Consider the following 25,095-nt stretch of genomic DNA (forward strand, 5'->3'; position numbering starts at 1 on the left):
GGGGGTCTGGGGGCGCAGCCCCAGGGATGGGACGGGAAGGGGCGGCGGGGGCGGGGGCGGGGAAAGGCCGGGCCTAGCCCAGGCGCTTCACCAGGGCCCGGTACTCGTCCCACAGCTCGGCCGGTGTGTGGTCACCGAACGTGTTCAGGTGATCCGGCACCAGCGCCGCCTCCTCCCGCCAGACCTCCTTGTCGACGGTGAGGAGGAAGTCCAGCTCGGCCTCCGACAGGCCGAGCCCCTCCGTGTCGAGGGCGCCCTTGGCCGGCAGCACCCCGATCGGCGTCTCGACGCCCTCGGCCCGCCCGTCCAGCCGGTCCACGATCCACTTCAGGACCCGGCTGTTCTCACCGAAGCCGGGCCACACGAACTTCCCCGCGTCGTCCTTGCGGAACCAGTTCACGTAGTAGATCTTCGGGAGCTTCGCCTGGTCCCTGCCCTTGGCGACGTCGACCCAGTGCCCCATGTAGTCGCCCATGTTGTAGCCGCAGAACGGCAGCATGGCGAACGGGTCCCGGCGCAGCTCACCGACCTTGCCCTCGGCGGCGGCGGTCTTCTCGGAGGCGACGTTCGCGCCGAGGAAGACGCCGTGGTTCCAGTCGAAGGACTCCGTCACCAGCGGAACGGCCGTCGCGCGGCGCCCGCCGAAGAGGATCGCCGAGATCGGTACGCCCCTGGGGTCCTCCCACTCGGGCGCGATGATCGGGCACTGCGCGGCGGGGACGGTGAAGCGGGCGTTCGGGTGGGCGGCGGGGACGCCGGAGTCGGGGGTCCAGTCGTTGCCCTTCCAGTCCGTCAGGTGGGCCGGGGTCTCCTCCGTCATGCCCTCCCACCAGATGTCGTTGTCGTCGGTGAGGGCGACGTTCGTGAAGACGGAGTTGCCCCACAGCGTCTTCATCGCGTTGGCGTTGGTGTGTTCGCCGGTGCCGGGCGCGACACCGAAGAAACCGGCCTCGGGGTTGATGGCGTACAGGCGGCCGTCCTCGCCGAAGCGCATCCAGGCGATGTCGTCGCCGATGGTCTCGACGGTCCAGCCGCGGACCGTCGGCTCCAGCATGGCGAGGTTCGTCTTGCCGCAGGCGCTCGGGAAGGCGGCGGCCACGTACTTCGACTCCCCCTGCGGGGGCGTGAGCTTCAGGATGAGCATGTGCTCGGCCAGCCAGCCCTCGTCACGGGCCATGACGGAGGCGATGCGCAGCGCGTAGCACTTCTTGCCGAGCAGGGCGTTGCCGCCGTAGCCGGAGCCGTACGACCAGATCTCGCGGGTCTCCGGGAAGTGGGAGATGTACTTCGTGGGGTTGCAGGGCCACGGCACGTCCGCCTCGCCCTCCTCCAGCGGCGCCCCGAGCGTGTGCACGGCACGCACGAAGAAACCGTCGGAGCCGAGTTCGTCGAGGACCGGCTGACCCATCCGGGTCATGGTGCGCATCGAGACGGCCACGTACGCCGAGTCGGTGATCTCGACACCGATGGCGGACAGGTCCGAGCCGAGCGGGCCCATGCAGAACGGGACGACGTACATCGTCCGGCCGCGCATCGAGCCGCGGAAGATCCCGCCGTCGCCCTCCTTGCCCCGGAAGACCTCCCGCATCTCCGCGGGGTCCTTCCAGTGGTTGGTCGGGCCCGCGTCCTCCTCCTTCTCGGAGCAGATGAACGTACGGTCCTCGACCCGGGCGACGTCGGTCGGGTCGGAGGCCGCGTAGTAGGAGTTGGGGCGCTTGATCGGGTCGAGCTTCCTGAAGGTGCCCTTGCGGACGAGCTCCTCGCTCAGTCGCTCGTATTCGGCCTCCGAGCCGTCGCACCAGACCACGCTGTCCGGCTGCGTCAGTTCGGCGATCTCGTTGACCCACGAGACCAGTTCCTGATGGGTGGTGGGGACGGTGGTCGGAAGGGGAGCCGCGATGTCGCGCGCCACGATCGCTCCTAGATGAGGGGTTTTTGTGTTTGTGCCCCGTGGGGGCTGCGACCCGGATGCTTCACATGACCGGTCCACACCGATCATTCCGGTGCATTTCGATCTTCCTGGCGCTCATCCGGTGCCGACCGCACTCATTTGATCATCCGACGGGTGCGCGCATATGTCCAGAGGGCCTCACACCTGAGCAGCGTGAGCATCACCACTTGTTACCGGAGGTGTAAGGAGTCCGCTTCCCGAGCACCCGGCACCATGGCCCGGATACGCGCCCTTCGCACGGGTGAGACGCCCGCCACTTGGCGCGCTTCTTACCCGGGGACCGACACGTAACCTACGGTTCCGTAGGTACGATGGGCCCCATGACTGCGCCCAGTTCCGACGCCTCTACGGACACGCCTGTCGTCGACCGTGTCGCCGAGGCGCTCTCCCTGCCCCATCCGGTGAAACCACACCTGCGCGGGTGGCTGCACGCCGGGATGTTCCCGGTGGTCCTCGTCTCCGGCCTCGCGCTGACCGCCCTCGCCGGCTCGACCCGCGCACGCGCCGCCTGCGCGGTCTTCGTGCTGACGGCCTGCCTGCTGTTCGGGGTCAGCGCGATCTACCACCGCGGCACGTGGAGTCCGCGCATGGACGGCGTGCTGCGCAGGCTCGACCACGCGAACATCTTCCTCATCATCGCGGGCTCGTACACGCCCCTCACGATGCTGTTGCTCCCGGAGAGCAAGGGCAGATGGCTGCTGTGGGGCATCTGGGGCGCCGCCGTCGCGGGCATCGCCTTCCGGGTCTTCTGGATCGGCGCCCCGCGCTGGCTCTACACCCCCTGCTACATCGCGATGGGCTGGGCGGCCGTCTTCTTCCTCCCCGACTTCATGCGGGCCGGCGGCGTCGCCGTGCTGGTCCTGGTGATCGTGGGCGGGCTGCTCTACAGCGCCGGCGGCGTGATCTACGCGCTCAAGCGGCCCGACCCGTCGCCGCGCTGGTTCGGTTTCCACGAGGTCTTCCACTCGCTCACGCTCGCCGCGTTCATCGCGCACTACATCGGCATCTCGATCGTGGCCTACCGGTACGGGTGACCGGCGCGGCCTGCCGGTACGGCCTGCCGGTACGGGTGGCCGGTGTCCGCTGCCCGTAGGAGCGGTGGGCGGCGGTCGACAAACGACAATGGCCTGTATGAAGGCCGCCCGTACCCCGCCCTCCGCCGACCGCCCCCCGCAGCGTCCCGAGCACCGTCCGGAGCCGGGGCTCCGCGAGCGGAAGAAGGCCAGGACGCGGACGGCGATCCGTGCCGCGACGTACCGGCTGATCCGGGAGCAGGGGTACGACGCGACGACGGTCGAGCAGATCGCCGCTCTCGCCGAGGTGTCGCCGTCCACGGTCCTGCGCTACTTCCCGGCCAAGGAGGACATCGTCCTCACCGACGAGCACGGCCCGTCCCTGGCGGCGGAGCTGCGGGCCCGGCCGGCGGACGAGCCGTGGTTCGAGTCCCTGCGGTACGTACTGCGGAAGGCCGCCGGCTCCGGGACCGCGGAGGACCCCGAGGTGACCCGGCTGCGGACCCGCCTGATGGTCGAGGTGCCCGCCGTACGGTCCCGGATGACACAGAGCATGGCCGCCACCGGCCGGCTGCTCGGCCAGGTCGTCGCCGAGCGCACCGGGCGGGCGGCCGACGGCTTCGAGGTGCGCGTCCTCACGATGTCGCTGGTCGGCGGCCTGCTGGAGGCGTCCCTCTACTGGGCCGAACACCACCACGAGGACGACCTCGGCACGCTGGTCGACCGGGCCCTGGACGTGGTGGGGCACGGCCTCGCCCCGGGAGACCCGCAGGCCGCGGGTCCGTCCCCCGTGCCATCCTGACGCGGTGAACGGACCGGAGATCCATGTCGAATTCGCGCCCGGACTACGGGTGTTCGTCCCGCACGGACGCCGGGCGGGGGCCACGCGGGTCGCCACCGACGGCGCCTCCACGCTCGGGCACGTCGTCGAGTCGCTCGGCGTTCCGCTGACCGAGGTCGGGGAGCTCCTGGTGGACGGCCGCACGGTGGCCGTGTCGCACGTGCCCGCGGCGGACGAGACCGTCGAGGTGCGCGCCGTCGAGCGGCCCCAGCCGGTGCCGGGCGCCCCGCTGCGGTTCCTGCTCGACGTCCACCTCGGCACGCTGGCGCGCCGGCTGCGGCTGCTCGGCGTCGACACCGCGTACGAGTCGCCGGACATCGGCGACCCGGCGCTCGCGGCGCGGTCCGCCGCCGAGCGGCGGGTGCTGCTCAGCCGGGACCGGGGGCTGCTGCGGCGGCGGGAGCTGTGGGCGGGGGCGTTCGTGTACAGCACCCGGCCGGAGGAGCAGCTGCGGGACGTGCTGGAGCGGTTCGCCCCGCGGCTCGCGCCGTGGAGCCGGTGCACCGCGTGCAACGGGGTGCTGCGGCCGGCCTCGAAGGAAGAGGTCGCCGGGCAGCTGGCGGGCGGGACCCGGCGGTCGTACGACGTGTTCGCGCGGTGCGGGGAGTGCGGGCGGGCGTACTGGCGCGGGGCGCATCACGCCCAGCTGGAGGAGATCGTCGGTCGTGCCCTGACCGAATTCGGCCAGAACACGACCTGATCCCTCCGGGGCCGCGAGGAACGGCGCAGTCTTTCGCTTTCAGGGCCGCGGGGAACGACGCAGTCTTTCGCTTTCAGGACCGCAGGGAACGGCGCAGTCTTTTGCTTTCAGGGGCGCGGGGAACGGCGCAGTCTTTTAAGGGGCGCGGGGAACTGCGCGATCAACCACGACGCACCCGCACCCGCGCCCGCACCCGCACCCGCCCCCGCCCCCGCACCCGGCGAAGCACCCCACCGCTCACCCCCCGAGCGCCGCCCGGAGGCGGTCGGCGTCGGTCGTCGGGGCGTCGCAGGTGAAGTTGCGGCAGACGTACGCGGTGGGCGCGCCGCCGACCAGGGAGCGGTCCGCGAGCAGCGGGAGCTCACCGCTGTCCGCGGCGCCCACGGCGACGACCGCGCCGGGCGCGGTGGCCAGCAGGGCCACCCGGTGGAGCTCCCTGGTGGCCGGGTCGTCCGCCGGTCCGACGACGGCCACCTCGCGCGGCCCGTCGAGCAGGGCCTCGGCCGTGGCCAGGCCCCAGCCGACGAAACGCGGGGCGCGCGGGCCGAGTGCCTTCACCACTCCCAGCGCCCGTTCCGCGGTGCGGCGGTGGGCCTCCGAGCCGGTCTGGGCCGCATAGCTCAGCAGGGCTCCCGCGGCGGCGCTCCAGCCGGAGGGGGTGGCGTTGTCGGTCGGGTCCTGCGGGCGCCGGATGAGCTTCTCGGCGTCGGCCGCCGTGTCGTACAGCGCTCCCGACTCCTCGTCGGTGAACTGCGCCAGGACGTGGTCGAGCAGGAAGCCGGCGAATTCCAGCCAGACACCCTCGCCGGTCACCGAGGCCAGCGCGAGGAACCCCTCCGCGACGTCCGCGTAGTCCTCCAGCACCCCCGCGTGCGCGCCCGCCCGGCCGTCCTTGCTGGTACGGGCGAGACGCGCGTGCTCGTCCAGGTGCAGGCGCACGAGGAGGTCGGCCGCCCCGAGCGCCGCGTCGACCAGGTCGGGCCGGTCGAAGTACGCGCCGGTCTCGGCCAGCGCGGCGATCGCGAGACCGTTCCAGGCGGCGACCACCTTGTCGTCGCGGCCGGGGGCGGGCCGGCCGTCCCGCGACGCCTTCAGCCGCGCCCGCACCGACTCGACGCGGGCCGCGTCGAACACGCCCTCGGCCTGCGGCAGCTGCAGGACGGAGGCGCCCTCCTCGAAGGTGCCCTCCGCCGTCACGCCGAAGTGGTCGGCGGCGAGCTGCGCGTCCTCGTCGCCGAGCACCTCGCGCAGCTGCTGCGGCGTCCACACGTAGTACGCGCCCTCGACGTGCTTCCCCGTGCCGTCGTCGCTGTCGGCGTCGAGCGCGGAGGCGAACCCGCCCTCGTCCGTGCGCAGTTCGCGGACCATGAAGTCGGCCGTCTCCAGGGCGACCCGGCGGGCCAGGTCCGAGCCGGTGGCCCGCCACAGGTGCGCGTACACCCGGCACAGCAGCGCGTTGTCGTACAGCATCTTCTCGAAGTGCGGCACGACCCACGCGCGGTCGACCGAGTAGCGCGCGAACCCGCCGCCGAGCTGGTCGTAGATGCCGCCGCGGGCCATCCGCTCACAGGTGTCGGCGGCCATCTGCAGCGCCCCCTCGGCCCCGGTGCGCGCGTGGTGGCGCAGCAGGAACTCGACGGCCATGGACGGCGGGAACTTGGGCGCCCCGCCGAAACCGCCGTGCGCCGCGTCGTAGTCGCGGGTCAGCCCCAGCAGTGCCTGCGCGAGTTCGCCCTCGCCCGGCACCTGTGCGTCGCCGAAGCCGATCTCGCGTCCCGCGAGGTCGCGCACGATCTTCCGGGCGACCTCGGCGACCTCGTCCCGCCGGTCGGTCCACGCGCTGTGCACGCCCTCCAGCACCTGCCGGAACGAAGGGCTCCCGTGCCGCGGCTCGGGCGGGAAGTAGGTGCCGAAGTAGAACGGCTCGGCGTCGGCCGTGAGGAAGACGGTCATGGGCCAGCCGCCCTGCCCGGTGGCCGCCTGCACGGCCTCCATGTAGACCGCGTCGACGTCGGGCCGCTCCTCGCGGTCCACCTTGACACCGACGAAGTGCGCGTTCAGGTAGGCGGCGGTCTCCTGGTCCTCGAAGGACTCGTGGGCCATGACGTGGCACCAGTGGCACGCCGAGTATCCGACCGACAGGAGCACGGGGACATCACGTCGCCGCGCTTCCTCGAAAGCCTCTGGCGTCCACGGCCACCAGTCGACCGGATTGTCGGCATGCTGAAGCAGATAAGGCGAGGTCACACCAGCCAACCGGTTCATACGACCCAGCCTCTCACAGCGCCTGGCGCGACCGGTGAAACCCTGACGAGTCGCCCCACTTGGCCGAATTGCACTGTGTGCCATCACGTGGCGGGCGACTCCGTCCACTGCCGGGTCGGGCGGCCCGACACCTCGGAACAGTAGGCTGGGCGCAGTGCCGCTGGACCTGCCGAGGCTCCTCGAAGGAGGTACACCATGACCGCCGAGATGGTGGCGCCCGCGTGGATGCATTCGCAGATCAGCGCGGAGCAGTACGACTCCTGGTCCGAGGAGCAGTGCGCCGGCATCGAGATCGTGGACGGGATGGTCCTCGTGAGCCCGAGCGCCTCCAAGCGCCACAACCGGCTGGCCCGGATCCTGGCCAACGCCCTGGACGCCGCCGCGGGCCCGGACTGGAACGCCGACACGGACTTCGACGTCCGCTTGCAGGACGTTCCGCTCACCAACCGCCGTCCGGACGTCACCGTCTACCGGGCAGAGACCATCGACTTCACGCCCACCCGCCCCGAGTACGTGCTCCTGGTCGTCGAGGTCGTGTCGCCCGGCTCGGAGACCACTGACCGGATCGTGAAGGTGGACCAGTACGCCAAGGCCGGTATCCCCTTCTACTGGCGGGTCGAGCAGGTCGCCACTGGTGTCCCAATCATCTACACCTATGTTCTCGACCCCGCCACCAAGGCCTACAGAGACGGCGAGATGTTCACCGGCACGGTGAAGGCCACGGCGCCTTTCTCCATCACGGTCGATCTTGGGGACATATAGAGAACGGAAAAGTCGTCCAGATGCCGGGCCGACCTCCACCGCTCCGGAGCGGGCTCCGCGGCAGCGGGCGGCACAGGCGGCCTTCCTCGCGACCCATGGGTACGCGACCTGGACGGTGCACATGCCGCCAAGGACAGGCCACACCCGGCGAAGCAATCGTCTGAATCCGCACCGATGACTGACACGGCTCTGCGATGATCACAGCGTTCCAAGGCAGGCCGACCGGGAGAACCCAGTGACCGATGACGCGGCAGACGGCAGTGCGGACGAGTCACTGGGGCGAGCCTCCTACCTGATCGAAGGGCGGCGAGTACTGGTTTCCGACCTCGTCCGCGCCGGTCTGCTGAGCCCGGGGGCGCGCCTCACTTTCCGGCAGCGGCGGTTCGGGCAGGAGCACCGAGCACAGGTATCCGCGGACGGCAGAATCGAATTGAGTGACGGCCAGCGGTTCAGATCCCCCTCGGCGGCCGCAGCTGCCGCCACCGGGCGAGGCCCATATGACGGGTGGACCGCCTGGGCACTGGACGACGGCACCCTGCTGGACCAGGTGAGGCAAAGTCTCCTGGACACGGCGGCGGAGCTGCCGCCTTCCGGCGACATCGCGGCGGAAGACTCCGCCGTCCGGCACACGCGGCTGAAGGAGGCCCGGAGGCAGGCGGACGCCAAGGCCCCGGTCACACTCACCGTCCGCGATCTGCTGGGCTGGTGGGGGGCATCCCGGCGCGGCTACTTGGTCACCGAGCGGGTAGCCGCCGAGCTGGCCAACCACGGCCTGTCCACAGTGCCGGACTTCGCAGCCGTGGGGATTGACGACCGGGTCACCCTGACCGGCACCTCCGGGGACACCGAGGACGAGGAGGAGACGACCGAGCAGGGGCCGGTAGCGGGGCAGGAGGAACCGGGGGAATCCGATAGCCCAAGGCTCGCTGCCCCTTCCGGCAACGAGGAGGACAAGGGGGAACCGATCCAAGGTCAGACGGTCGGCAACCTGCCCTCAGCACTCAAGGGGGTCGTGTCGGTGTCCTCCTCGGCGAGCTTCGAGGAGGTGTTCACCAAAATGCGGCTCAACGGGTACTCGCAACTGCCGGTACTGAGCGGACCCCGGAATCTGCGAGGCGCCGTCACCTGGGAATCCATCGCCCGAGCGCGCTACGCGAACTCCGAGGCTCCCTTCTCCGATGCCATCGTCGCCGCTCACGCGGTCAGCTATGCAGACCACCTGATCGACGTCCTGCCCGAACTGGAGCGGTTCGGCTTCCTCCTGGTCAAGGACCAGACGAATCAGATCGCTGGCATCATCACCATCGCTGACGTGGCCGCAGAATACGGGGCCACCGCCCGGCCGTTCCTGCTCATCGGCGACCTCGACCGGCACCTGCGCCGTGTCATCTCGGAAGGTCTGGACCTCGCAGAGGTGGTCGCGCTCTGCAATCCGGACGGACGCCGGAAGCTCGCCGCCTTCGATCAGCTGTCCTATGGGGATTACCACCAGGTCTTGGGCAATCAGCTGCAGTGGGACAAGCTGGGCTGGCCGTTGGACCGCAAGTCCTTCATTGCCCGCCTCGACGAGCTCCGCGAAATCCGCAACGAGCTGATGCATTTCAACGACAAGGACAAGGTCGGTGACTCGGCGATACCGATGCTCCGCAACATGATCGAACTTCTGCGCGAGCACGGCGGTTGAGGCGAGGCGGCCACCCAGGTCCGGTCGGCCGATCTCCCGGCAGGGCCCCGCAGGCAACCGCAGAACAGCTCGCCATGGACGGGCTCGGCAAGATCGCGACGGTCCACGAGGAGCAACACCGCGCGCCCGCGCTCAGGGTTCCGACCCCTGTCGTCGCCCTGACCTCCGACCCTGACGACTGGTCGAAGCCCCGCGGGAACCGCGTGATCATCAAAGAGGTACGAGCACCGCTGACCACTGGGTTCGCACGTTGCCTGTCACGAGAAGCTTCTCAAGCGGTCGGCGCGACCGGCGAAACCCTCACGAGCCCGCCCCGCTCGGCCGAACCGCACTTGTGGGCCATCACGTGATGGGCGGCTCCATCCCCTCCGAAACTGCGCGTCAACTCCCCCCGCCTCCCTTCTTGTGTAAGTGACAGTAAGTGAAGTAGCGTGCATGGCATGCCAGTTGACGCATGGTCACCACCTCCTGTCCTGCTGACGGTCGATCTCGTGATCCTGACGCTGCGGGAGAATCGTCTGCACGTCCTCCTGGTGGAGCGGGGCGAAGATCCCTTCCAGGGCATGCTCGCGCTGCCCGGAGGATTCCTGAGCCACGAGGGCGAGGAGATCCTGGACGCCGCCCACCGCGAACTGAGTGAGGAAACGGCCCTGACCTCCGGTTGCGTGCACCTGGAACAGCTGGGCGTGTACGGAAGCTCGGGCCGTGACCCGCGGGGCCGAGTCGTCTCCGTGGCTCACCTGGCGATCGCACCGGGGCTGCCCGACCCTGTCGCGGGGACGGATGCCGCCGACGCCGCGTGGGTCCCCGCGGAAGCCGTCCTGTCCGGCGAGGCCGCCCTTGCCTTCGACCACCGGCGCATCGCCGCGGACGGGATCGAACGCGCGCGCACCAAGATTGAATTCTCGGCACTGGCCACCGCGTTCTGCGGGGAGAGCTTCACCATCGCGGAGCTGCAGCAGGTGTACGAGGCCGTCTGGGGAACCCCGCTCGACACCCGCAATTTCTATCGGAAGGTCCAAGCCGCGAAGGGATTCATCGTGCCCGCCGGCACGGACCGCAGGACCACGGGAGGGCGGCCCGCACGGTTGTACCGGGCCGGTCCGAACACCGTGCTGTTTCCACCGCTGATCCGACCCGCGTCGGCTGCGACGGAAGAGAACGCGAAAGGGGAAGAGGAGTAGATGCCGAAAGCCCCGGTGGTGATCCTCACCGCCCTCAATCTGGAATACCAGTCCGTGCGCCAGCGGCTGACGGATCTTCAGGTGCATCGCCACGAGCGCGGTACCCGGTTCGAAACGGGCACCGTACGGGGCACATCGTGCCGTGTCGCGCTCGGACTGACGAATAAGGGGAACCATTCCGCCGCGGTGATCGCAGAACGCGCGATCCAGGAGTTCTCGCCGGTTGCCGTGCTGTTCGTCGGAGTCGCCGGCGCCTTGTGGGACGCCACCAGGCTGGGTGACGTGGTGGTGGCGTCACATGTGTACGCCTACCACGGCGGGACCAGCGAGGACGACGGGCTCAAAGCCCGTCCCCGCGCGTGGGAAGCGCCGCACGGCATCAGCCAGCTCGCCTCGCACCTGGCCCGTTCGGACGACTGGGCGGACCCCGCACCCGGGCACGAGGACGGACCGCAGGTGCGTTTCGGGGCGATCGCCGCCGGTGAGATCGTCCAGAATTCGAGGATCTCGGCCGAGGCCAAGTGGATCCGACAGCACTACAACGACGCGCTCGCCATCGAGATGGAGGCGGCCGGTGTGGCCCAGGCCGGCCATCTCAGCGGTGCGCCGGTGGCCATCGTCCGGGGGATCAGCGACCGGGCGGACGGCACGAAGAACAGTTCGGAGGACCGCAACTGGCAACCGCGGGCCGCGGCGAACGCGTCGGCGTTCGCCATCCGGTTGGCAGTGGAGCTGGTGGGCGAGCAGGAGGAGGCCGCAATGCCCGAGGACGACAGGGCCCGTTCGGCCGACCGGTTCGACCGGCGCGTGAGTAACACCGTCCACAACAGCACCGTCGGCATTATGGCCGACTCGGTCACGGGCAGCAGTGTCCACATGAACGCGGCCTCGAAGGCATCCGGCCCGACGGACCTGGTCACGGAACTGAACGGTTTCCGCGAACAGCTGGGGCGGCACCGCACCGAGGGCGCCCTCGACGAGGACAGCTACCGGGAGGCCCTGACCGATCTGGACTCCGCTCTCCGGTCGGCCGGGGAGCGCACCCCTGGATCGTCGAAGCGGACGGTCATGACGCTCAAGAGGCTGCGCGGACTGGTCGCGGAGTGCCCCGCACTGGTGGCTACGCTGGCTCCCCTTGTTGCCGCGGCCGGTGATCTGGCATGAGCCCCGACGACGATGCCGCATATAGCTCGGCCGCGTACAACTCCACCATCGGGATCCAGGCCGAGACCGTGCACGACTCCAACGTCTACATCGTCAACCCGGACGCCTCGCCGCAGGAGAAGTACCGGGTCGGCGTACAGCTCCTGGAGGACGGCGTCCCCAGCCGAGCCCGAGAAATGATCACTGATGCGATCGTCCGCGGCTACGACGGCACGGAGGTGCGCTTCCACTGGGTGCTCGCCATGCTCAGCGCACGCACCCACCACGACCTGAGCGCCGAAGAGGTCCAGCGGCTGCGCTACACCTCCAGGCTCGTACGGACCTACCCCGAGGACAGGTGGAAGGAAGCCCTGCGCGTCACTTTCGACCTGTTGGCGGTACTCAGCACCACCGGCAGCGAGACCGGCCCCGTACTCAAGCAGCTTCAGGACCTGCCGCGCCGCCAGCACGACGCGATCCTCCGCCACCTCGACCTCATGCTCACCGGAGGGCTGAAGGACGACCTGTGGGCGGACACCCTCGGACGGGCCAGGGCAGAACGCTTCAGCAACGACCGGAGCCGGCGGGTCTGGGCCTACTTCGCACCCACCCCCATCGGGGCGCGGGCCGCTCCGCCCCGACCGAGCACCGCTGCCGCCGCAAAGGCGGCCTTCCCTGTCCGGGCGGTCCTGTTCGTCGTCAGCAGTGCGTTCCTCTGGGCCCTGGCTCTGGTCGCGGATCCAACCCGGGCGATCGTCGAGTTACCGGTGGCGCTCGGCGCGGGCCTGACCGCGGCCCGCTTCGGCGTCCGGTGGTGGGGCCGGTCCAGGCCGGGCTTCGTGGCCGGGGCCCTCGTGCCGGACCCGCACGATCCCGCCTCCGCCTCCACCGAGAGCGGGTTCACCAAGAGTGTCCGCCATTCGTTCGATCACTACTTCAGTGTTCGCAGGCCCCACGGCTTCACCTCGGACGCCTGGCTCGCCCACACGGTTCAGATCCGCGGCAGTCTCGCCGCCGAGATCGCGGACCTCTACCGGGAGAGCCGGATCGGCGTGGAGCGGGTCGACTGGCTGATCCGGTACCTCGCCGAGGACGCCCGGAATCGCTACAACAACGGCACCTTGTTCGATCAGTACCGCCAGGCCCAGACTCCGGTTAGGACGAAGACCCTGACCGTGGCGGCCCTCGCTCTTCTCGGCGCGGCGGCTCTGTCCGCGTTCGGCACGGCGGTCTCCGGTGCCGGGCAACCGCGGGTGCTGTGGGCGTTCCTTGCCATGCTCGGTGCGGCCTGGTCCGGGCACGCGACCGCTTCCCGATGGCTGGAGGTCCGGCGTGAAGAGCACCGGCTGGTCCGGGAGACCCGGGAGTACCAGGAACAACTGACCGCCCGACAGATCACCTACCACCGGTGGAAGTCGTTCCTGGACGAAACGCGTCCCAGCGAACTGGAGATGGAGACCTGGCTCACCTGCGACAAGACGTCGTTCGTCGATGAGGCACTCCGGTACCACCGGCTCACCTGGCGCGACCTGATCACCCACACCATCCTGGTGGCCCCCGCTCCTTCCTACAAACGGGGCCGGGTGCGAGGCGGCCCATGGCGGTACTCGCACTACGTCTTCCGCCTGTTCCTGTTCACCCAGGACGGCATCCGCGAGATCAGCTCCGAGTTCAACTTCTCCGACGCAACGCGCAGGAACGAGCAGCGGAGCAACTACCGGTTCGACGCGCTGACCTCCGTGCAGGTGACGGAGAACGCCGACATCGGCTACGACCTGGAGCTCCTCCTTGCCAACGGACCGGCCAGGAAGATCCGCGTCAAGGACGCCGACGCCCATCAACTGGCACCGACCGAGAATGCCCGGGAGATCTCCGAGATCAACCTCAGCGCGGCCGGCTCCACCCACACCTTCCGTCTCCTGGAGGGGATAGCGGCGGACGGGAAGAGCTGGATCGAACGGCACGGCCCCGACAGCCTGGCGCCCTTCCAGATGGCCGACTGATCCTGGACTCAGCAGAGGAGCGCCTGTGACTTCCACGGATGACGTCACCGAGAGCAAAATCCTGCTGGCCGAGTATGACCGGCTCAAGGAGGAACAGAAGACCCGCATAGGGTTCCGCGACAACTTGCTCTACTTCACGCTCGCCGCCGCCACTGCGGTCGTGGCCATCACCGCCCAGAGCGGACGGTCCCGACTGCTGCTCTGCGTCCCCGCGATCTGTCTGATCCTGGGCTGGACCTACCTGGTCAACGACGAGAAGATCTCGGTGATCGGCTACTACGTCCGCGACCGGCTGGGCCCCCGCCTGGGGGAACTCACCTCGGCCCAAGGTGCGCTGTTCGAGTGGGAGGTCTACCACCGCAACGTTGCGGGCCGCACCGTGCGCAAGCGGCTTCAGACTGCGGTGGACCTCTTCACGTACCTGGTCCTGCCCATGGTCTGTACGACCGCGTTCTGGTGCTCTCCCGTCGTTCCGCCCCTGCTCGTGCTCGCTTCTGTCGGGCAGACGCTGGCCCTGGCCGTACTGGGCTGGCAGTTCCTGCGCCGTACGGAGCGGTAGCACCGGGCCTCGCCAGGCACACGTATGACACCTTTGGCCGCAGGGGCGAGTCGCACTCCATGTTCCGGTGTCACCCGTTTCCACTGCTAAAAGTCGACACGGGAGAATGACTGCATCAACATCGTCGGTATCCCGGAACAGCAGCCCCGGAGTGCGGCAGCGCTGGACCTGCCGTGCCCTCAGGCTTGCGGCTGAACGGTCTTGAGCATCTGCAGAGCGACTTGGATCTCCTTGACCACGTTGATGCGGTCATCGTCACTGGTGTGGAAGTGCATGGTCTCGTTACGGATTTTTCGAACCCGGTCCATACGGTCGGCGAAGCTCTGTTGCGGGAACTGCCAACCTGTGGCCTGCCATACATCATCCCGTTTGAGCAATGCGATGTAGTCGGAGAAGTTCATGCCCTGATGAGCGAGCTTGACGATTTTTGTGGGATCGCCGGGGAGGCCATACTCACCACGAGTCTCCTTCACCTGCATCAGAGCCTTCCTGAGCGCTCGGCGCAGGCGGAGTTCCAGCTCTTGGATAAGGGCGTAGGGGCGCAGTTCCTGCTCGAACCTGTGGACCAAGTCGTGACCGGTCACGATCCCAGAGAGGCTACCGTCGGGATTTATCACGAAAACGCAGCCGTGGTCGGCCACGTCGGCCAGGCAGTCCACCATGGGCTCGTCGGTACGGATAGACCGAACCTTCAGCACAGCAGCGTCTCTGACCAGCGCGGTGGCAGGGCGGTTGGTCGCACCGATTTCCCGCCAGGTGATGGAGCCACACAAGTGACCGTCGTCGTCGAGGACCGGGAGCTGGTCGTACGCGTTCTCGGACAGAAGCTCCACCGCTCGGCTGAGCGGGTCGGTGAGCCTGACGGTCTTCAGCTCACTGCGTGCCGAGGACAGCCTCCCCACAGTCACCAGCACAGGCGCCGGACGAGCTGACTCTTCGTCATCGTCGCCACTCTCACTCTCCACGGCTCCGACAGCGGTCAGGCCGATGTCGCCAGTGTCCGGGGAGCCCGCCTCCTCCTTGACCAGAAGATCCTCCGCGGATTCATCTCCTTCCTCGGGCTCCAGCTCCAGGTTGACGGTCTCTTCGCCCAACGATTGCCGTTTGGCTTCCGGAGCCAAGCCGATGGGGACGACACGGACGATGTGATCGATCGACGGGACCTCGGTGAGAGGAGGGACAACTGCGAGACCGAGTTCGTCCAGATCCCGGCGAATGGTGGCCGTCGCCTTGCCCGAGCGACTCACGAAGTCCCAGATGCTGAGCAGGTCGCGTACGGCCAGTTTCACCGGCATGCCAGACGGGGCTTCGGCGACCTTGGCGGCCAACTCGGCAGGTCCCTCCAGCAGCCGCAGGTCAGCCGGGGCGTCAGGATTTCCCGGATCGGAGTTACCCGCCGCAAGCAGGGTGAGACGATTCACGGCATCGAAGCGGCGCAGCTGGCTCACTGTAAGCAGAGAGCCAAGCGTCGCGCGCAGGTCGGCGCGAAGCTCCGCGCGCGGTACGTCGGTGCGCTTCCAGGTGACAGGGCGCACGTGCTGGAGTCCCGGAGTAGCCTCTGCATCGAACTGGTAGTCACCCGTAAGGTGTCCAATGGCGATGTCACCCGCCTTGCGTGGCAGGACGATCAGATCCCCAGGTGACATGGCGGCGCGAAAACGCCACAGTTGCCCGCGCCAGTTCCCGAGGACGCGTGGGTTCTCACGGGGGTACGCCTTGGCGAGCTCGGCTTTGAGGTCTTCCGGCGTCATGCAGCTCGTGAGGTCACCGACCTCGGGCCAGCCGGCGATCGTCAAGCCCATGGAAATGCAGACGTCCTCCCGGTCACCGTCCGCTCCGGCCCGTACCATCCAGGCCCGTACAGCACCCACGTCGTCCCCCAGAACCTGTCGTGCCGAATTGAAGTGCGATTCGTCGAGCCTAGCCCGGAGCTCACGACCGTAAAACGGAGGTCACCACCTCGACCTACAACAGTTGCATACATGCGTCTCGCACTCTGTGTGTCCTCAGATTGCTTCTTATGCCCTGGCGACGCGCTCCGGCCGCTTGTGCGAAAACCAGTGAGTGACGCACCTCGGACGCTCCTCGTCGCAAGAAATATGGTTCGGCGAAGCCCCGGAACCACCGAGAACATGTCCGTGTCCATGCCCGCCGAGCTGGTCACCGAGTTCCGCTCTTGAACCGGTCGTCGCGGACTGTCCACCTACATCACGGAAGCCGTCAGGCACCAGCTCGCCATGGACAGGTTCGCCAAGATCGTCGCGGCCCACGAGGAAGAGCACGGCGCGCTCACGGAGTAGGAGATCGAAACCGCTTGTCGCGAGCTGTTCGGGGACGAAAACGCCAGGGATGCTGAGCGGCGCGCCGTGTGAAGGAGCAGCCGGCCCGCTCGCTGGTGCTCGGCTCCGAGGTGCTGTCCCCACTTGCTGCGCAACGACCGCAAGATGGCGGCTCGCTTCGAGGCATCCCGGCAGGTCGGAGTCCCTGTCCTCGTCTCGGCGCTGACCATCGTCGAAGCCGCGCATGGGAAGACCGATCTGGTGTGCCTGAAGTGGGTGCTCTCTCAGCTGCGGGTGGAACCGGTCAACCAGGAGGGCTCGCTTTCCGCAGTAACGCTGCTTCGGGACGCAGGGGGCTCCATGGGCACAACTACGCGATCGCCGCACTCGCGCTCCGTGCCCCAGCCCCGTGATCGTCCTGACTTTTGACCGCGATGACTGGTCGAAGCCCTGCGGGAACCGCGTGACCACCAGAGAGGTGTGAGCATCGCCGACTACTGGTTTCGCGAGTTCACCGACACCAGTGGCAGCTGGAGTACCCGACGCTCAGCATGACGGGCCTGCCGGTCCTGCGCGCCTCCTCGAAGGCCTCCTCCGACCAGGGCCACCAGTCGACGGGGTTGTCGGCGTGCTGCAGAAGGTAGGGGGACGTCTCGTTGGCCAGTCGGTTCGGCATGGGTTCCATCCTGCCGCAGGGCCCTTAATCCACCGGACAGCACACACAAGTCCAGCCGCCCGGCGGGCAACGCCTGACCGAGCCGAGCCGCCACCGAGCCCGTGATCGGGCCCGATGGTCAGCGCAGCCCCTCCCTCTTCATTTCCACCGGTCACTCGGTGTCGATGTCAGCCTCACCAAATTCCTGCTCGGAGGGAAGGACACCCAGACTTTCAATGAACTGCTTCTCCCGGGCCGCCACTTCGTGCTGACGCACTGCGATGAAGTCGGCATAGTCGTCGGTCTTCAGCTTTTCAACCGACGCAATACTGACACCGTGTGAATCCAGGATGTCGGTACGATCCTCTTCGGCCAGCTTGATGAGTGCCTGTCGGATCGACATACCGGGCGGCGTCGCCATGACGATCCGGTTTGCGGGGCTGGAGGCCCCTTGGACCCTGCTCTGAGTGATGATGTGTCGGTAGGTTTCACGATGCGCTTTCGCCAGCTGATCGGCGACATCGATGGAACTGCCATCGGGGTTCTTACGCTCAGGGAAGGTCTGCAAATCCCAAAGGAGATAAGAACGCACGCGTGCACTACGGAGATCAAATCGTTCAGGGAAGGCACGAGCCCGCTCGCCCGAGTAGCTAAGCTCGCTCGATCCCGCCGCGAAGGCTTTCATCTCCTCGATAAACTTGCGGACCTGTGTGGTGTTGGCCCCGGCGAAGGTTCCCGCGAGTGAGGTGATCCAGAACCAGTTGCGAAGCTTGCTCCGCTGCTCTTCCGTCACCTGCCCCGAGAAGTGGAAGAAGACAGCGAGCAACATGATCTGAATGTTGTACGGGACCAGCCGGGCGAGTGGAACCTGGACCTCGGTCTTCAGGAATTCCACCACCTCATGCAACGTGCGGTCGGTCTTCTCCACGGCGCCCATCAGCTGCCCCTGGACCTTACGCGCCATCACTTCCCAGGAGGTGTTCTGCACATCCTCCTCGCCAGACAGTGCGAGCACGATCTGGAAGATCGTCATAATCGGGATTTCGCCGAACCCAGAGGCCGCAATCTGTTCCTGAATCTCCTCCATCTTGTCGCTCAGGGTTTCCGGCCCAGTGGTTCCATAGGTCAAAGCGGAGACCATTTGATCGGGGCGCATCTTCTGGCCGCTACTATTAATTCGAGAAAATACTTCCACAGCCTGCTGCAGAGTACCCCCCTGCATACGCACGACGGATACCTTGTAATTCTTCACCCGCTGCGCGATACGTTCACCTTCATTCGTGAGACGGTCGGCCTCATCTCGATGATAAGTATCGGACAGTTGACGCGCATACTCAAGAAAATCTAGAGTCCGCAGAACCGATCGCATGGGCAAGTAATTATCTGGAACGTTTCCCCCACTTTTCCAGTGGCGATAGCGCACACCATCATGATCCGCTCGGTCCAGCGGTCGATATACCCACCACATCCAGTCTTCCTGCTTTACGGACCAAGGAGCATCGGCGGATCGGTGAAGGACTCCGAAGAGCGTCGAAAGTCGCTGATGGCCGTCCAACACATAAGCCACCTTCCCACCCTCCGGTACCGGCGGGATTTTACGCCCGCCGATAGAGTCGAGACTCGCGAGCGGCATGGAAGTCTCCCAGATGAGAAGACTGCCTACTGGATATCCACGCTCCATACTGTCGAACAACTGCAGCATTTGCTCGGGACGCCAAAGGAAGGGGCGCTGGAATTTCGGAACCCGCAGTTCACCACGAGCAATCCATTCCAACACTTGCTCGAGGAACTGAACCTCTGGTACGACTGAGATATCCTTGCCCATTTCGCCTTCCCTCATCGTCAAATCACGTTCCGAATCTTATCGAACATAGATCGCAGCTCTTGCGGCGCTCCGAGTCCAAGACCGTCCAGGTCGACCTCGGATATTCCGCCGGCCCGCACTTCCTGAAAAAGCAGTGTCGGCAAATCTGTTCCGAACCCTTCGCAGAGAATCACAAGATCCCGCTCGTGCACATCAGCGTAAAGGTCACGGTGCCGAGGTGGCACATCGAAGGTTTTCCCTACTTTTTTGCGATGCCGAGGCTTTCTCTCCGAGACTGCAGAATCCCTAGTCGACTTCGCCCTGAATCCATACTTCATGTCGAAGTGAGCTCGTTGGTCTGCGGACAGCTTCTTGAGAGACTCCAATCGCTTTGCCATCCCGGCCTGCGCGCTTGGTTTCCTAGCCTGCCGAGCCAGAACACGGTTGGGAATATAGTTCTCCATCTCACGAAACCTCAGAACGTGAGTACGCCCACCTTTAAGCTCCACTATATTGGCTTTCTCGTGGTTATCAGTCCGCTCTCCGGGATGGAAACTGTCACTGTCGATCACCAAGACCACACGTTTGGTTCTCGTGAATTTTGCAAGCTGCTCAACGGCGAGACGAGTGGCGCCATCTTTACCGCCCCCGTTGTACACCTCCAAGCGGTTGTCCTCCTCGGCCCGGACGATGTCTTCGCACCCCAACAGGCTCGCCAACGCTTTGATCATTTTCCAGTCATAGGACGCGTTCTCGACAACAAGCAGAGCCGGGCGCTCCAGATCATGGACGTCACTCCTCAACGTTTCCCGGCTAACCCCAACCACGCCTGAACTCACTCCGCGTGGCGCCCAAGCATACGATTTTCCACTGGTCTTCTGTGCGAGAAGTGTATAAACCTGGGCGAAGGTTGGCACATGACGTAGGAAGAACTCTCTGACGACATCTACATCGCGCGGGGACAGCACCCATTCGTGTCTGGCTTCCCTGAAGAATCGAATTAGCTTCAGAACGAGTTCCGTATTCTCGTTCCCTTCTCGATCCTTGAAAAGTTCGACCGGAATCTCAACTCGCATCTTCAATCCGATTCGCCTGCGCATCCGCCAGAGCACGTACTTCTTCAAAGTCTTCCGAGAAAACTCCTGTCGGCCAGTAGTCGATGTTCCCGAGCGTGTCCACTTCGATCTTGTGTAGAAATGCAGAGCCCTCTGTCTGCTCCACGAAATAGATTTTGAGATCTTCTGGCCTCAGTTTTTTCTCTGCCACGCGTCGGCGTAGGCGCAAGAGAAAATTCTCGCTGTGCGTCTCCACCAGGAAACGAACGTTTGATTCTCGCGCAGCATCGATGTACAGATCTGCGATCGTTGCATGCGCAGAAGGGTGGAGGTGAAGCTCCGGCTCTTCCACGATTTCGATCACGGGGTGGACCGGTGGTTCCGCTCTGTCTGATGCCCGCTGAATCAGCAACGGGAGGAACTGAACCACTCCGGTGCCGACATCGTCGAGGTGAACAAAAAGTTCTGGATCGCGAATTGAATGGAGACGAGGGACATATATTCCCGCCCCGACGTCCGTGACTACGAAGCGCCAACCGGGCAGCATATGTGCCAGCAGATTGTTCAGCTCGTGCGCAACACGCCCTCGGCCGCGCATCTCATCTGCGACAAGTATGGCCAGCGCCTTTTCTCCCCTACTACCGACGCTTCCAGAGGGGCGGGCCGAGGCCCGAAAAAAGCGATCCGGGCCGTTCCTGAACGGGCCTAGATAGCGAATATCATCAAACTCCTCGCGCACCCTCCTTGAGATTCCATCAACTCCACCAACGGAGTCAGACCAGTCGGAGGCGTCAGGCAAGAGACCGCGGAATGAAAGTTGTTTCTCATCTTGACCGACGCGATAGGTGCGCTTCTCCGATGAATACGCGTCAGGACCAGGGACCCAGGAGAATTCCTCGCTCTCCGAGCCGCAACAGATCTTCAGGGCAGAGACCAGTTGAGTCCCCTGGTCAGCAATATTCTGGATGTCGGCTTCGACGTTCAGCAGTTGACCGTCCGCCGTCCGTGACGAGAATCCCACAGAAATTCGACCATGGGGCGACGAGCCGTGAATCAGGTCAGTAAATGAGGAGGCGAACCCCTGGGCCGGGTCCAGATCCAATGGGTACGAGGAGTCAGTGCGAATTCCGGTGGACAGCACCGGAAGAGCCCGCACAACAGCGCTTTTTCCAGCATTGTTTCTGCCCAGCACCACGGTGATTCTGCCAAGCTCTACCTCCTGCCTGTCCTTGAAACAGCGGTAGTTCTCCAAGGAAAACCGCTCCAGCGGCATGTGGGCTCCTGTCTGATCTCAGCGCGCCTGGCGAAGCCACGTCAAACTCGCCAAGCGCCGCTCTGTAGGCCTGTCAGGCTATCCGGAGCTTGCCTCCAGGCATCGAACCCGAACCTCGACCGGGAACGGGCAGGTAAGGCGGGGATGCCTTCCGAAACCTGATGCGCTGACACGGCTCGACAGAACCTTGCACCTACGCAGTTCGCAAGCCGCTTCCGTCCGGGCCGCATCCCAGGCCTACCGTCGGAGCACTCAGGAGGAACCGTCCGGCTCCAAGATCGCCACGATGGTGTCCCACTTCTGCTTGGACCAGGCAGGAGACGTGGCAATCTGCTCCTGCGTCCAGACATCGATCCTCGCATCGCATTCGTCACCATCGGCGCTCTTGGCCGCACCCTATGGCGTCACACCTGGTCTGCGCTTACGGGTTCAAGAAGTGCACTGGCACCAGTGACAGCTGGAGTACCCGACGCTCAGCATTCGGCATGGGGTCCATCCTGCCGCAGTACCCACGGGGCGGCGCGGATCACGGGGCCTGCGGCGGATCACCGGCTTTCCGGGCGGGTAGGTCCTGGGTCCGGGCTGTTCGGACGGGCGTGCACATGCCAGGGGTTGCGCGGGTGGGTCTCTCGCCTTCCCCGCTCATCCGCAGGAGACTCGACCGGGAAAGCCGTTGTCGGCGGAGGGGGACGCGATATGCGGGACGGCCATCGGGCGGAGGCCGAACGGCTGTTGGTGCGGGCCGTCGAGGAGGAGGTCCGGCGTTCGGGCGGCCGGGCCGACGCGAGCGTCCTGTTGTCGCGGGCACGGGCCTCGCTGGACACCATGGCGCGGACGGCCGACGAGGAGTACGCCGCCTACACGAAGGCCCTGGACGAGGCCGAGGCGGGCCGGCTGTCCTTCGGGCGGCGCTACGCGCGCGAGGGCGCCGGAACTCCCCTGCTGGTGGCGGCCGTCGCGGCGCTCACGGCCGTCGTGGCGGACCTCGCGCTCGGCACCGGCACGGGCGCCGCGGTGGGCGCCGGCGCGGTCGTCGGCGCGGTCGGCGCCGCGACGACGGTGGCGAAGGTGACCGCCTCCCACCTGCCGGCCGCGAGCCGCCGCGCGGGCGCCCTCGGGCAGCCGGGCGGCCCCGAGCAGCTGCGCCTGGCCTGGCTGACCGCCCTGGAGGTCCGCGGGATCCGGCCCTTCTTCGACCAGCAGCGCGTGTACAACGCCGCCACCGGGGCCAAGAAGGGCGCGCCCCAGCTGCGGCGTACGGACAAGAGCGCGGCGGCCCGCCGGCGGAGCGTCCTGGAGCAGTCCTTCGGCCAGCTCCCCGAGACGGGCAGCCTGTTCGCCGGACGGCGCCAGGAGATGCAGCGGATCATGCAGTGGGTGCACGCGGCCCGCGCGAGCACGGAGACCCGGCCGACGGTGGTCGTCCTGCACGGCGCGCCCGGCTCCGGCCGCAGCACGCTCGCGATCCGCGCCGCCCACGAGCTCAAGGACCAGTTCCGCGGCGCGTGCGTGGTGGACCTGCGCGGCGACAGCCCGGAGGAGTCGCCGCTGACCACCCGCGACGCACTGCTCCACCTGCTGAACCGGCTGGGCGCGCCCCGCGAGCAGCTGCTGTTCCGGGAGCGCTCCTCGCAGGACCAGCAGGTGCGGCGGCTCGCCGGGCTGTACCACCAGCACCTGACCGGCCTGCCCGTGACGATCGTGCTGGACGACGCGGCCGACGTGGAGCAGGTGTGCACGCTCGTGCCGGAGCGTTCCGACAGCCTCGTCGTCGTCACCGCCCGCAAACCCCTGGACCTGCCCGCCGACCTGCCCGCCTGGGTGCACCAGCTCGCGGTGGAGCCGCTGGCCGCGCCGGGCGCCGAGGAGCTGCTGAAGGCCGCCGCGCAGGACGCCTCGGCCCCGTACGACGCCGAGGCCTCGGACGAGGTGCGGGAGCTGTGCGGCGGGCTTCCGCTGGCGCTGCGCGTCGCGGGCTCGTCGCTCGGCCCGCGCACCCCGCGCCGGCTCGCCACCGACCTGGCGGCGTACGGCCAGGTCGAGCCCGTCGAGCGGGCCCTGTGGCTGCGCTACACCGACCAGTCGCAGACGGCGCGGCGGCTGCTGCGGCGGCTCGCCCTGGCGGGCCGCGCCTCGCTCGGCGCCGCCGCGGCGGCCGCCCTGCTCGCGGCGGACGAACCGGAGGCCGTCCGTCATCTGGAGGCCCTCTCCCGCGCCGGCCTGCTCGACCACGTCCGCGGCAGCCGCTACCGCCTGCACGACCTCGTACGGGCCTTCGCGCAGGCCCGCCTGCTCGACGAGGAGGAACCGGCCGAGCGCACGGCCGCGCAGGAACGTCTCATCGTGAACTACGGGGAGCTCGCCGACTCGGTGATCCGCCTGGTCGACGGCAAGACGTCCACGCGCGCGGACACCTCCTTCCAGTCGAGCACGGTCGGCCCGCACGGGTTCTCCTCGCTGGAGTCGGCCCTGCGCTGGCTGGACGACGAGTCGAGCTTCATCACGGCGGCCCTGCGGCACGCGGAGGGCGTGAACCAGGAGGCGGTGCTGAACCTCCTGGGCGCCCTGTGCGACTACTGCCTGCTGCGCGGCGACCTCTACCGGCTGGGCGAGATCAGCGAGCTGACGCAGGCCGTCGACCAGGGACTGCTGGTGCGCTCGGTCCAGTGGCGTACCGGTATCGCGGCCCGCCAGCTCGGCGAACTCGACAAGGCCCGTACGACCCTGACATCCGTGGTCGACCTCTACTTCGAGGCCCATCACGACGCGGGCGCGGCCCGGGCGCTGGGCTCGCTGGGGATCACCCTCCACCACCAGGGCAACCTCACCGGGGCGGCGGCGAAGCTGCAGGAGGCCCTGGACCTCCAGGCGTCCCCCGACCTCGCGGCGGACCGCGCCTGGACGATGCACGCGCTGGCGGCCGTCGAGCGGGACCGGGCCAGGCTGGGCGAGGCACTGGACCTCCTCACCCGGGCCCTGGTGCTGCACCGCGAGGGCGAGTCCGTGCACGGCGAGGCGTGGGCGCACTTCCAGCTCGGCCAGCTGGGGCTGCGCATGGGCGACGTACCGCGCGCCGAGTCCGAACTGCGCGAGGCCCTCGCCCTGTACGGGCGTACCCGTGACGCGCGCGGCGAGGCCTGGGCGCTGACCCAGCTGGCCCGGGCCAGGATGGTCGACGGCGATCCGTCCGCGGCCGTGGACGGCCTGCGCCGGGCGGTCGTCCGCCACCGCGAGAACGAGGACGCCCGCGGCGAGGCCTGGACGGTGTACTACCTGGGCCAGTCGCTGGAGGAGACGGGCAGCCTCGACCAGGCGGTCCGTGAGCTGGAACGCTCCCGGACGATGTTCTCCCGGATCCGTGACGTGTACGGGCTGGCGTGCGCCCGTCACCACTCGGCACGGGTGACCCGCGACCAGCGGGCGGCGCAGACCGGCTCGCTGCGGAACTCGGGCTTCGCCCGGCAGCTCCTGGTGGACGCGCGGGCCGACTTCCAGCGGATCGGCGTGGCCCACGGGGAGGCGTGGACCTGCCTGGAACTGGCGGTGGTGGACGCGGGCAACGCGCGTACCCAGCCGGCGCTGGCCCTGTGCGACGAGGCCGCCGCGCTCTTCGCCTCCTACGGCGACCGCCGGGGCGAGGACTGGGCCCGCTTCCTGCGCTGCACACTCCTGCCGTACGCCTCCCCCGGCGGCGTCGAGATCGGCACGGCCGTCGCCCAGGAGGAGCTGTCCCAGCTGTCCCGCACCGGCCACCCGGCCCGCGACGGGAAACTGGACGACTGCATCGAGGCGTACCAGCTGCTGCTGGAGCGGGGCGCGGACCTGGAGTCGGGCTGGCAGGCCTGGCGCCTGGGCATGGTGCCGAACCGCCACGCACGTGAGGTCATGGGGGTGGCGGTCCCGGCGCCGCGGACATGATCCGGC

At 67.5% G+C, this 25,095-nt stretch carries 16 protein-coding genes and 4 pseudogenes; 13 read left to right on the plus strand and 7 right to left on the minus strand.

The features are described 5' to 3' along the window. Positions 1-73: 73 nt before the first annotated feature. A complete protein-coding gene (locus QFZ75_RS14295; RefSeq protein ID WP_307537053.1) occupies positions 74-1,912 on the minus strand; it encodes a phosphoenolpyruvate carboxykinase (GTP) in 1,839 nt (612 codons plus the stop codon). A 359-nt stretch (positions 1,913-2,271) separates the two neighbouring features. Between QFZ75_RS14295 and QFZ75_RS14300 the strand changes: the two genes are divergently transcribed. The 3 genes from QFZ75_RS14300 (at position 2,272) to QFZ75_RS14310 (ending at position 4,505) form a co-directional block, all read left to right on the plus strand. After that, on the plus strand, positions 2,272-2,985 hold the full coding sequence (locus QFZ75_RS14300) for a hemolysin III family protein (protein WP_307537054.1): 714 nt from the start codon (positions 2,272-2,274) through the stop codon (positions 2,983-2,985). Positions 2,986-3,082: 97 nt separating this feature from the next. Beyond that, positions 3,083-3,766, plus strand: a complete 684-nt coding sequence (locus tag QFZ75_RS14305) for a TetR/AcrR family transcriptional regulator (protein WP_373465870.1) — start codon at positions 3,083-3,085, stop codon at positions 3,764-3,766. Positions 3,767-3,770: 4 nt separating this feature from the next. Further along, a complete protein-coding gene (locus QFZ75_RS14310) occupies positions 3,771-4,505 on the plus strand; it encodes a Mut7-C RNAse domain-containing protein (RefSeq protein ID WP_307537058.1) in 735 nt (244 codons plus the stop codon). Positions 4,506-4,742: 237 nt separating this feature from the next. Here the strand turns inward: QFZ75_RS14310 and QFZ75_RS14315 are convergent, their stop codons facing one another. After that, entirely contained in the window at positions 4,743-6,770 is a 2,028-nt protein-coding gene (locus QFZ75_RS14315) for a thioredoxin domain-containing protein (RefSeq protein ID WP_307537061.1), read from the minus strand. A 195-nt stretch (positions 6,771-6,965) separates the two neighbouring features. On the opposite strand from QFZ75_RS14315, the gene QFZ75_RS14320 reads away from it, so the two are divergent. The 7 genes and pseudogenes from QFZ75_RS14320 to QFZ75_RS14350 all read left to right on the plus strand — a co-directional run bounded on the left by QFZ75_RS14320 (position 6,966) and on the right by QFZ75_RS14350 (position 14,105). After that, the gene (locus QFZ75_RS14320) at positions 6,966-7,532 is read left to right on the plus strand and encodes a Uma2 family endonuclease (protein ID WP_307537063.1); all 567 of its coding nucleotides are present in this window, start codon (positions 6,966-6,968) and stop codon (positions 7,530-7,532) included. A 235-nt stretch (positions 7,533-7,767) separates the two neighbouring features. Then, entirely contained in the window at positions 7,768-9,216 is a 1,449-nt protein-coding gene (locus QFZ75_RS14325) for a CBS domain-containing protein (RefSeq protein WP_307537064.1), read from the plus strand. Positions 9,217-9,338: 122 nt separating this feature from the next. Beyond that, positions 9,339-9,437 (plus strand): annotated as a pseudogene (locus tag QFZ75_RS14330) (DNA-binding protein); the annotation flags it as partial. Positions 9,438-9,656: 219 nt separating this feature from the next. Beyond that, positions 9,657-10,400, plus strand: a complete 744-nt coding sequence (locus tag QFZ75_RS14335) for an NUDIX domain-containing protein (RefSeq protein WP_307537066.1) — start codon at positions 9,657-9,659, stop codon at positions 10,398-10,400. Next, complete coding sequence (locus QFZ75_RS14340) at positions 10,401-11,564, plus strand: 5'-methylthioadenosine/S-adenosylhomocysteine nucleosidase (RefSeq protein ID WP_307537068.1); 1,164 nt, start codon at positions 10,401-10,403, stop codon at positions 11,562-11,564. It abuts the gene before it with no gap. Then, entirely contained in the window at positions 11,561-13,546 is a 1,986-nt protein-coding gene (locus tag QFZ75_RS14345) for a hypothetical protein (RefSeq protein ID WP_307537070.1), read from the plus strand. Before QFZ75_RS14340 ends, QFZ75_RS14345 begins: the two co-directional genes overlap by 4 nt. Before the next feature lie 25 nt (positions 13,547-13,571). Next, positions 13,572-14,105 (plus strand): hypothetical protein, encoded by a 534-nt coding sequence (locus tag QFZ75_RS14350; RefSeq protein ID WP_307537071.1) that lies wholly within the window; start codon positions 13,572-13,574, stop codon positions 14,103-14,105. A 179-nt stretch (positions 14,106-14,284) separates the two neighbouring features. Here the strand turns inward: QFZ75_RS14350 and QFZ75_RS14355 are convergent, their stop codons facing one another. Beyond that, positions 14,285-15,907, minus strand: a complete 1,623-nt coding sequence (locus QFZ75_RS14355; protein ID WP_307537073.1) for a CBS domain-containing protein — start codon at positions 15,905-15,907, stop codon at positions 14,285-14,287. 342 nt (positions 15,908-16,249) lie between these two features. On the opposite strand from QFZ75_RS14355, the pseudogene QFZ75_RS41140 reads away from it, so the two are divergent. Both QFZ75_RS41140 and QFZ75_RS14360 read left to right on the plus strand, forming a co-directional pair. Continuing rightward, positions 16,250-16,477: pseudogene (locus QFZ75_RS41140) on the plus strand (hypothetical protein). Next, positions 16,474-16,868, plus strand: a pseudogene (locus QFZ75_RS14360) (DNA-binding protein). Before QFZ75_RS41140 ends, QFZ75_RS14360 begins: the two co-directional pseudogenes overlap by 4 nt. A gap of 33 nt (positions 16,869-16,901) precedes the next feature. Here QFZ75_RS14360 and QFZ75_RS14365 read toward each other — a convergent pair. The 4 genes and pseudogenes from QFZ75_RS14365 to QFZ75_RS14380 all read right to left on the minus strand — a co-directional run. Continuing rightward, a pseudogene (locus tag QFZ75_RS14365) lies at positions 16,902-17,060 on the minus strand (DUF255 domain-containing protein); the annotation flags it as partial. A gap of 151 nt (positions 17,061-17,211) precedes the next feature. Next, positions 17,212-18,864 (minus strand): DUF262 domain-containing protein, encoded by a 1,653-nt coding sequence (locus QFZ75_RS14370; protein ID WP_307537074.1) that lies wholly within the window; start codon positions 18,862-18,864, stop codon positions 17,212-17,214. 17 nt (positions 18,865-18,881) lie between these two features. Next, the gene (locus tag QFZ75_RS14375) at positions 18,882-19,967 is read right to left on the minus strand and encodes a hypothetical protein (RefSeq protein WP_307537076.1); all 1,086 of its coding nucleotides are present in this window, start codon (positions 19,965-19,967) and stop codon (positions 18,882-18,884) included. Beyond that, a complete protein-coding gene (locus tag QFZ75_RS14380) occupies positions 19,909-21,171 on the minus strand; it encodes a DUF3696 domain-containing protein (RefSeq protein WP_307537077.1) in 1,263 nt (420 codons plus the stop codon). Before QFZ75_RS14380 ends, QFZ75_RS14375 begins: the two co-directional genes overlap by 59 nt. Positions 21,172-21,867: 696 nt before the next feature. Between QFZ75_RS14380 and QFZ75_RS14385 the strand changes: the two genes are divergently transcribed. Next, complete coding sequence (locus QFZ75_RS14385) at positions 21,868-25,089, plus strand: tetratricopeptide repeat protein (RefSeq protein ID WP_307537079.1); 3,222 nt, start codon at positions 21,868-21,870, stop codon at positions 25,087-25,089. Positions 25,090-25,095 lie beyond the last annotated feature (6 nt).

The sequence above is a fragment of the Streptomyces sp. V3I8 genome (genome assembly GCF_030817535.1).
Classification (GTDB): Bacteria; Actinomycetota; Actinomycetes; order Streptomycetales; family Streptomycetaceae; genus Streptomyces.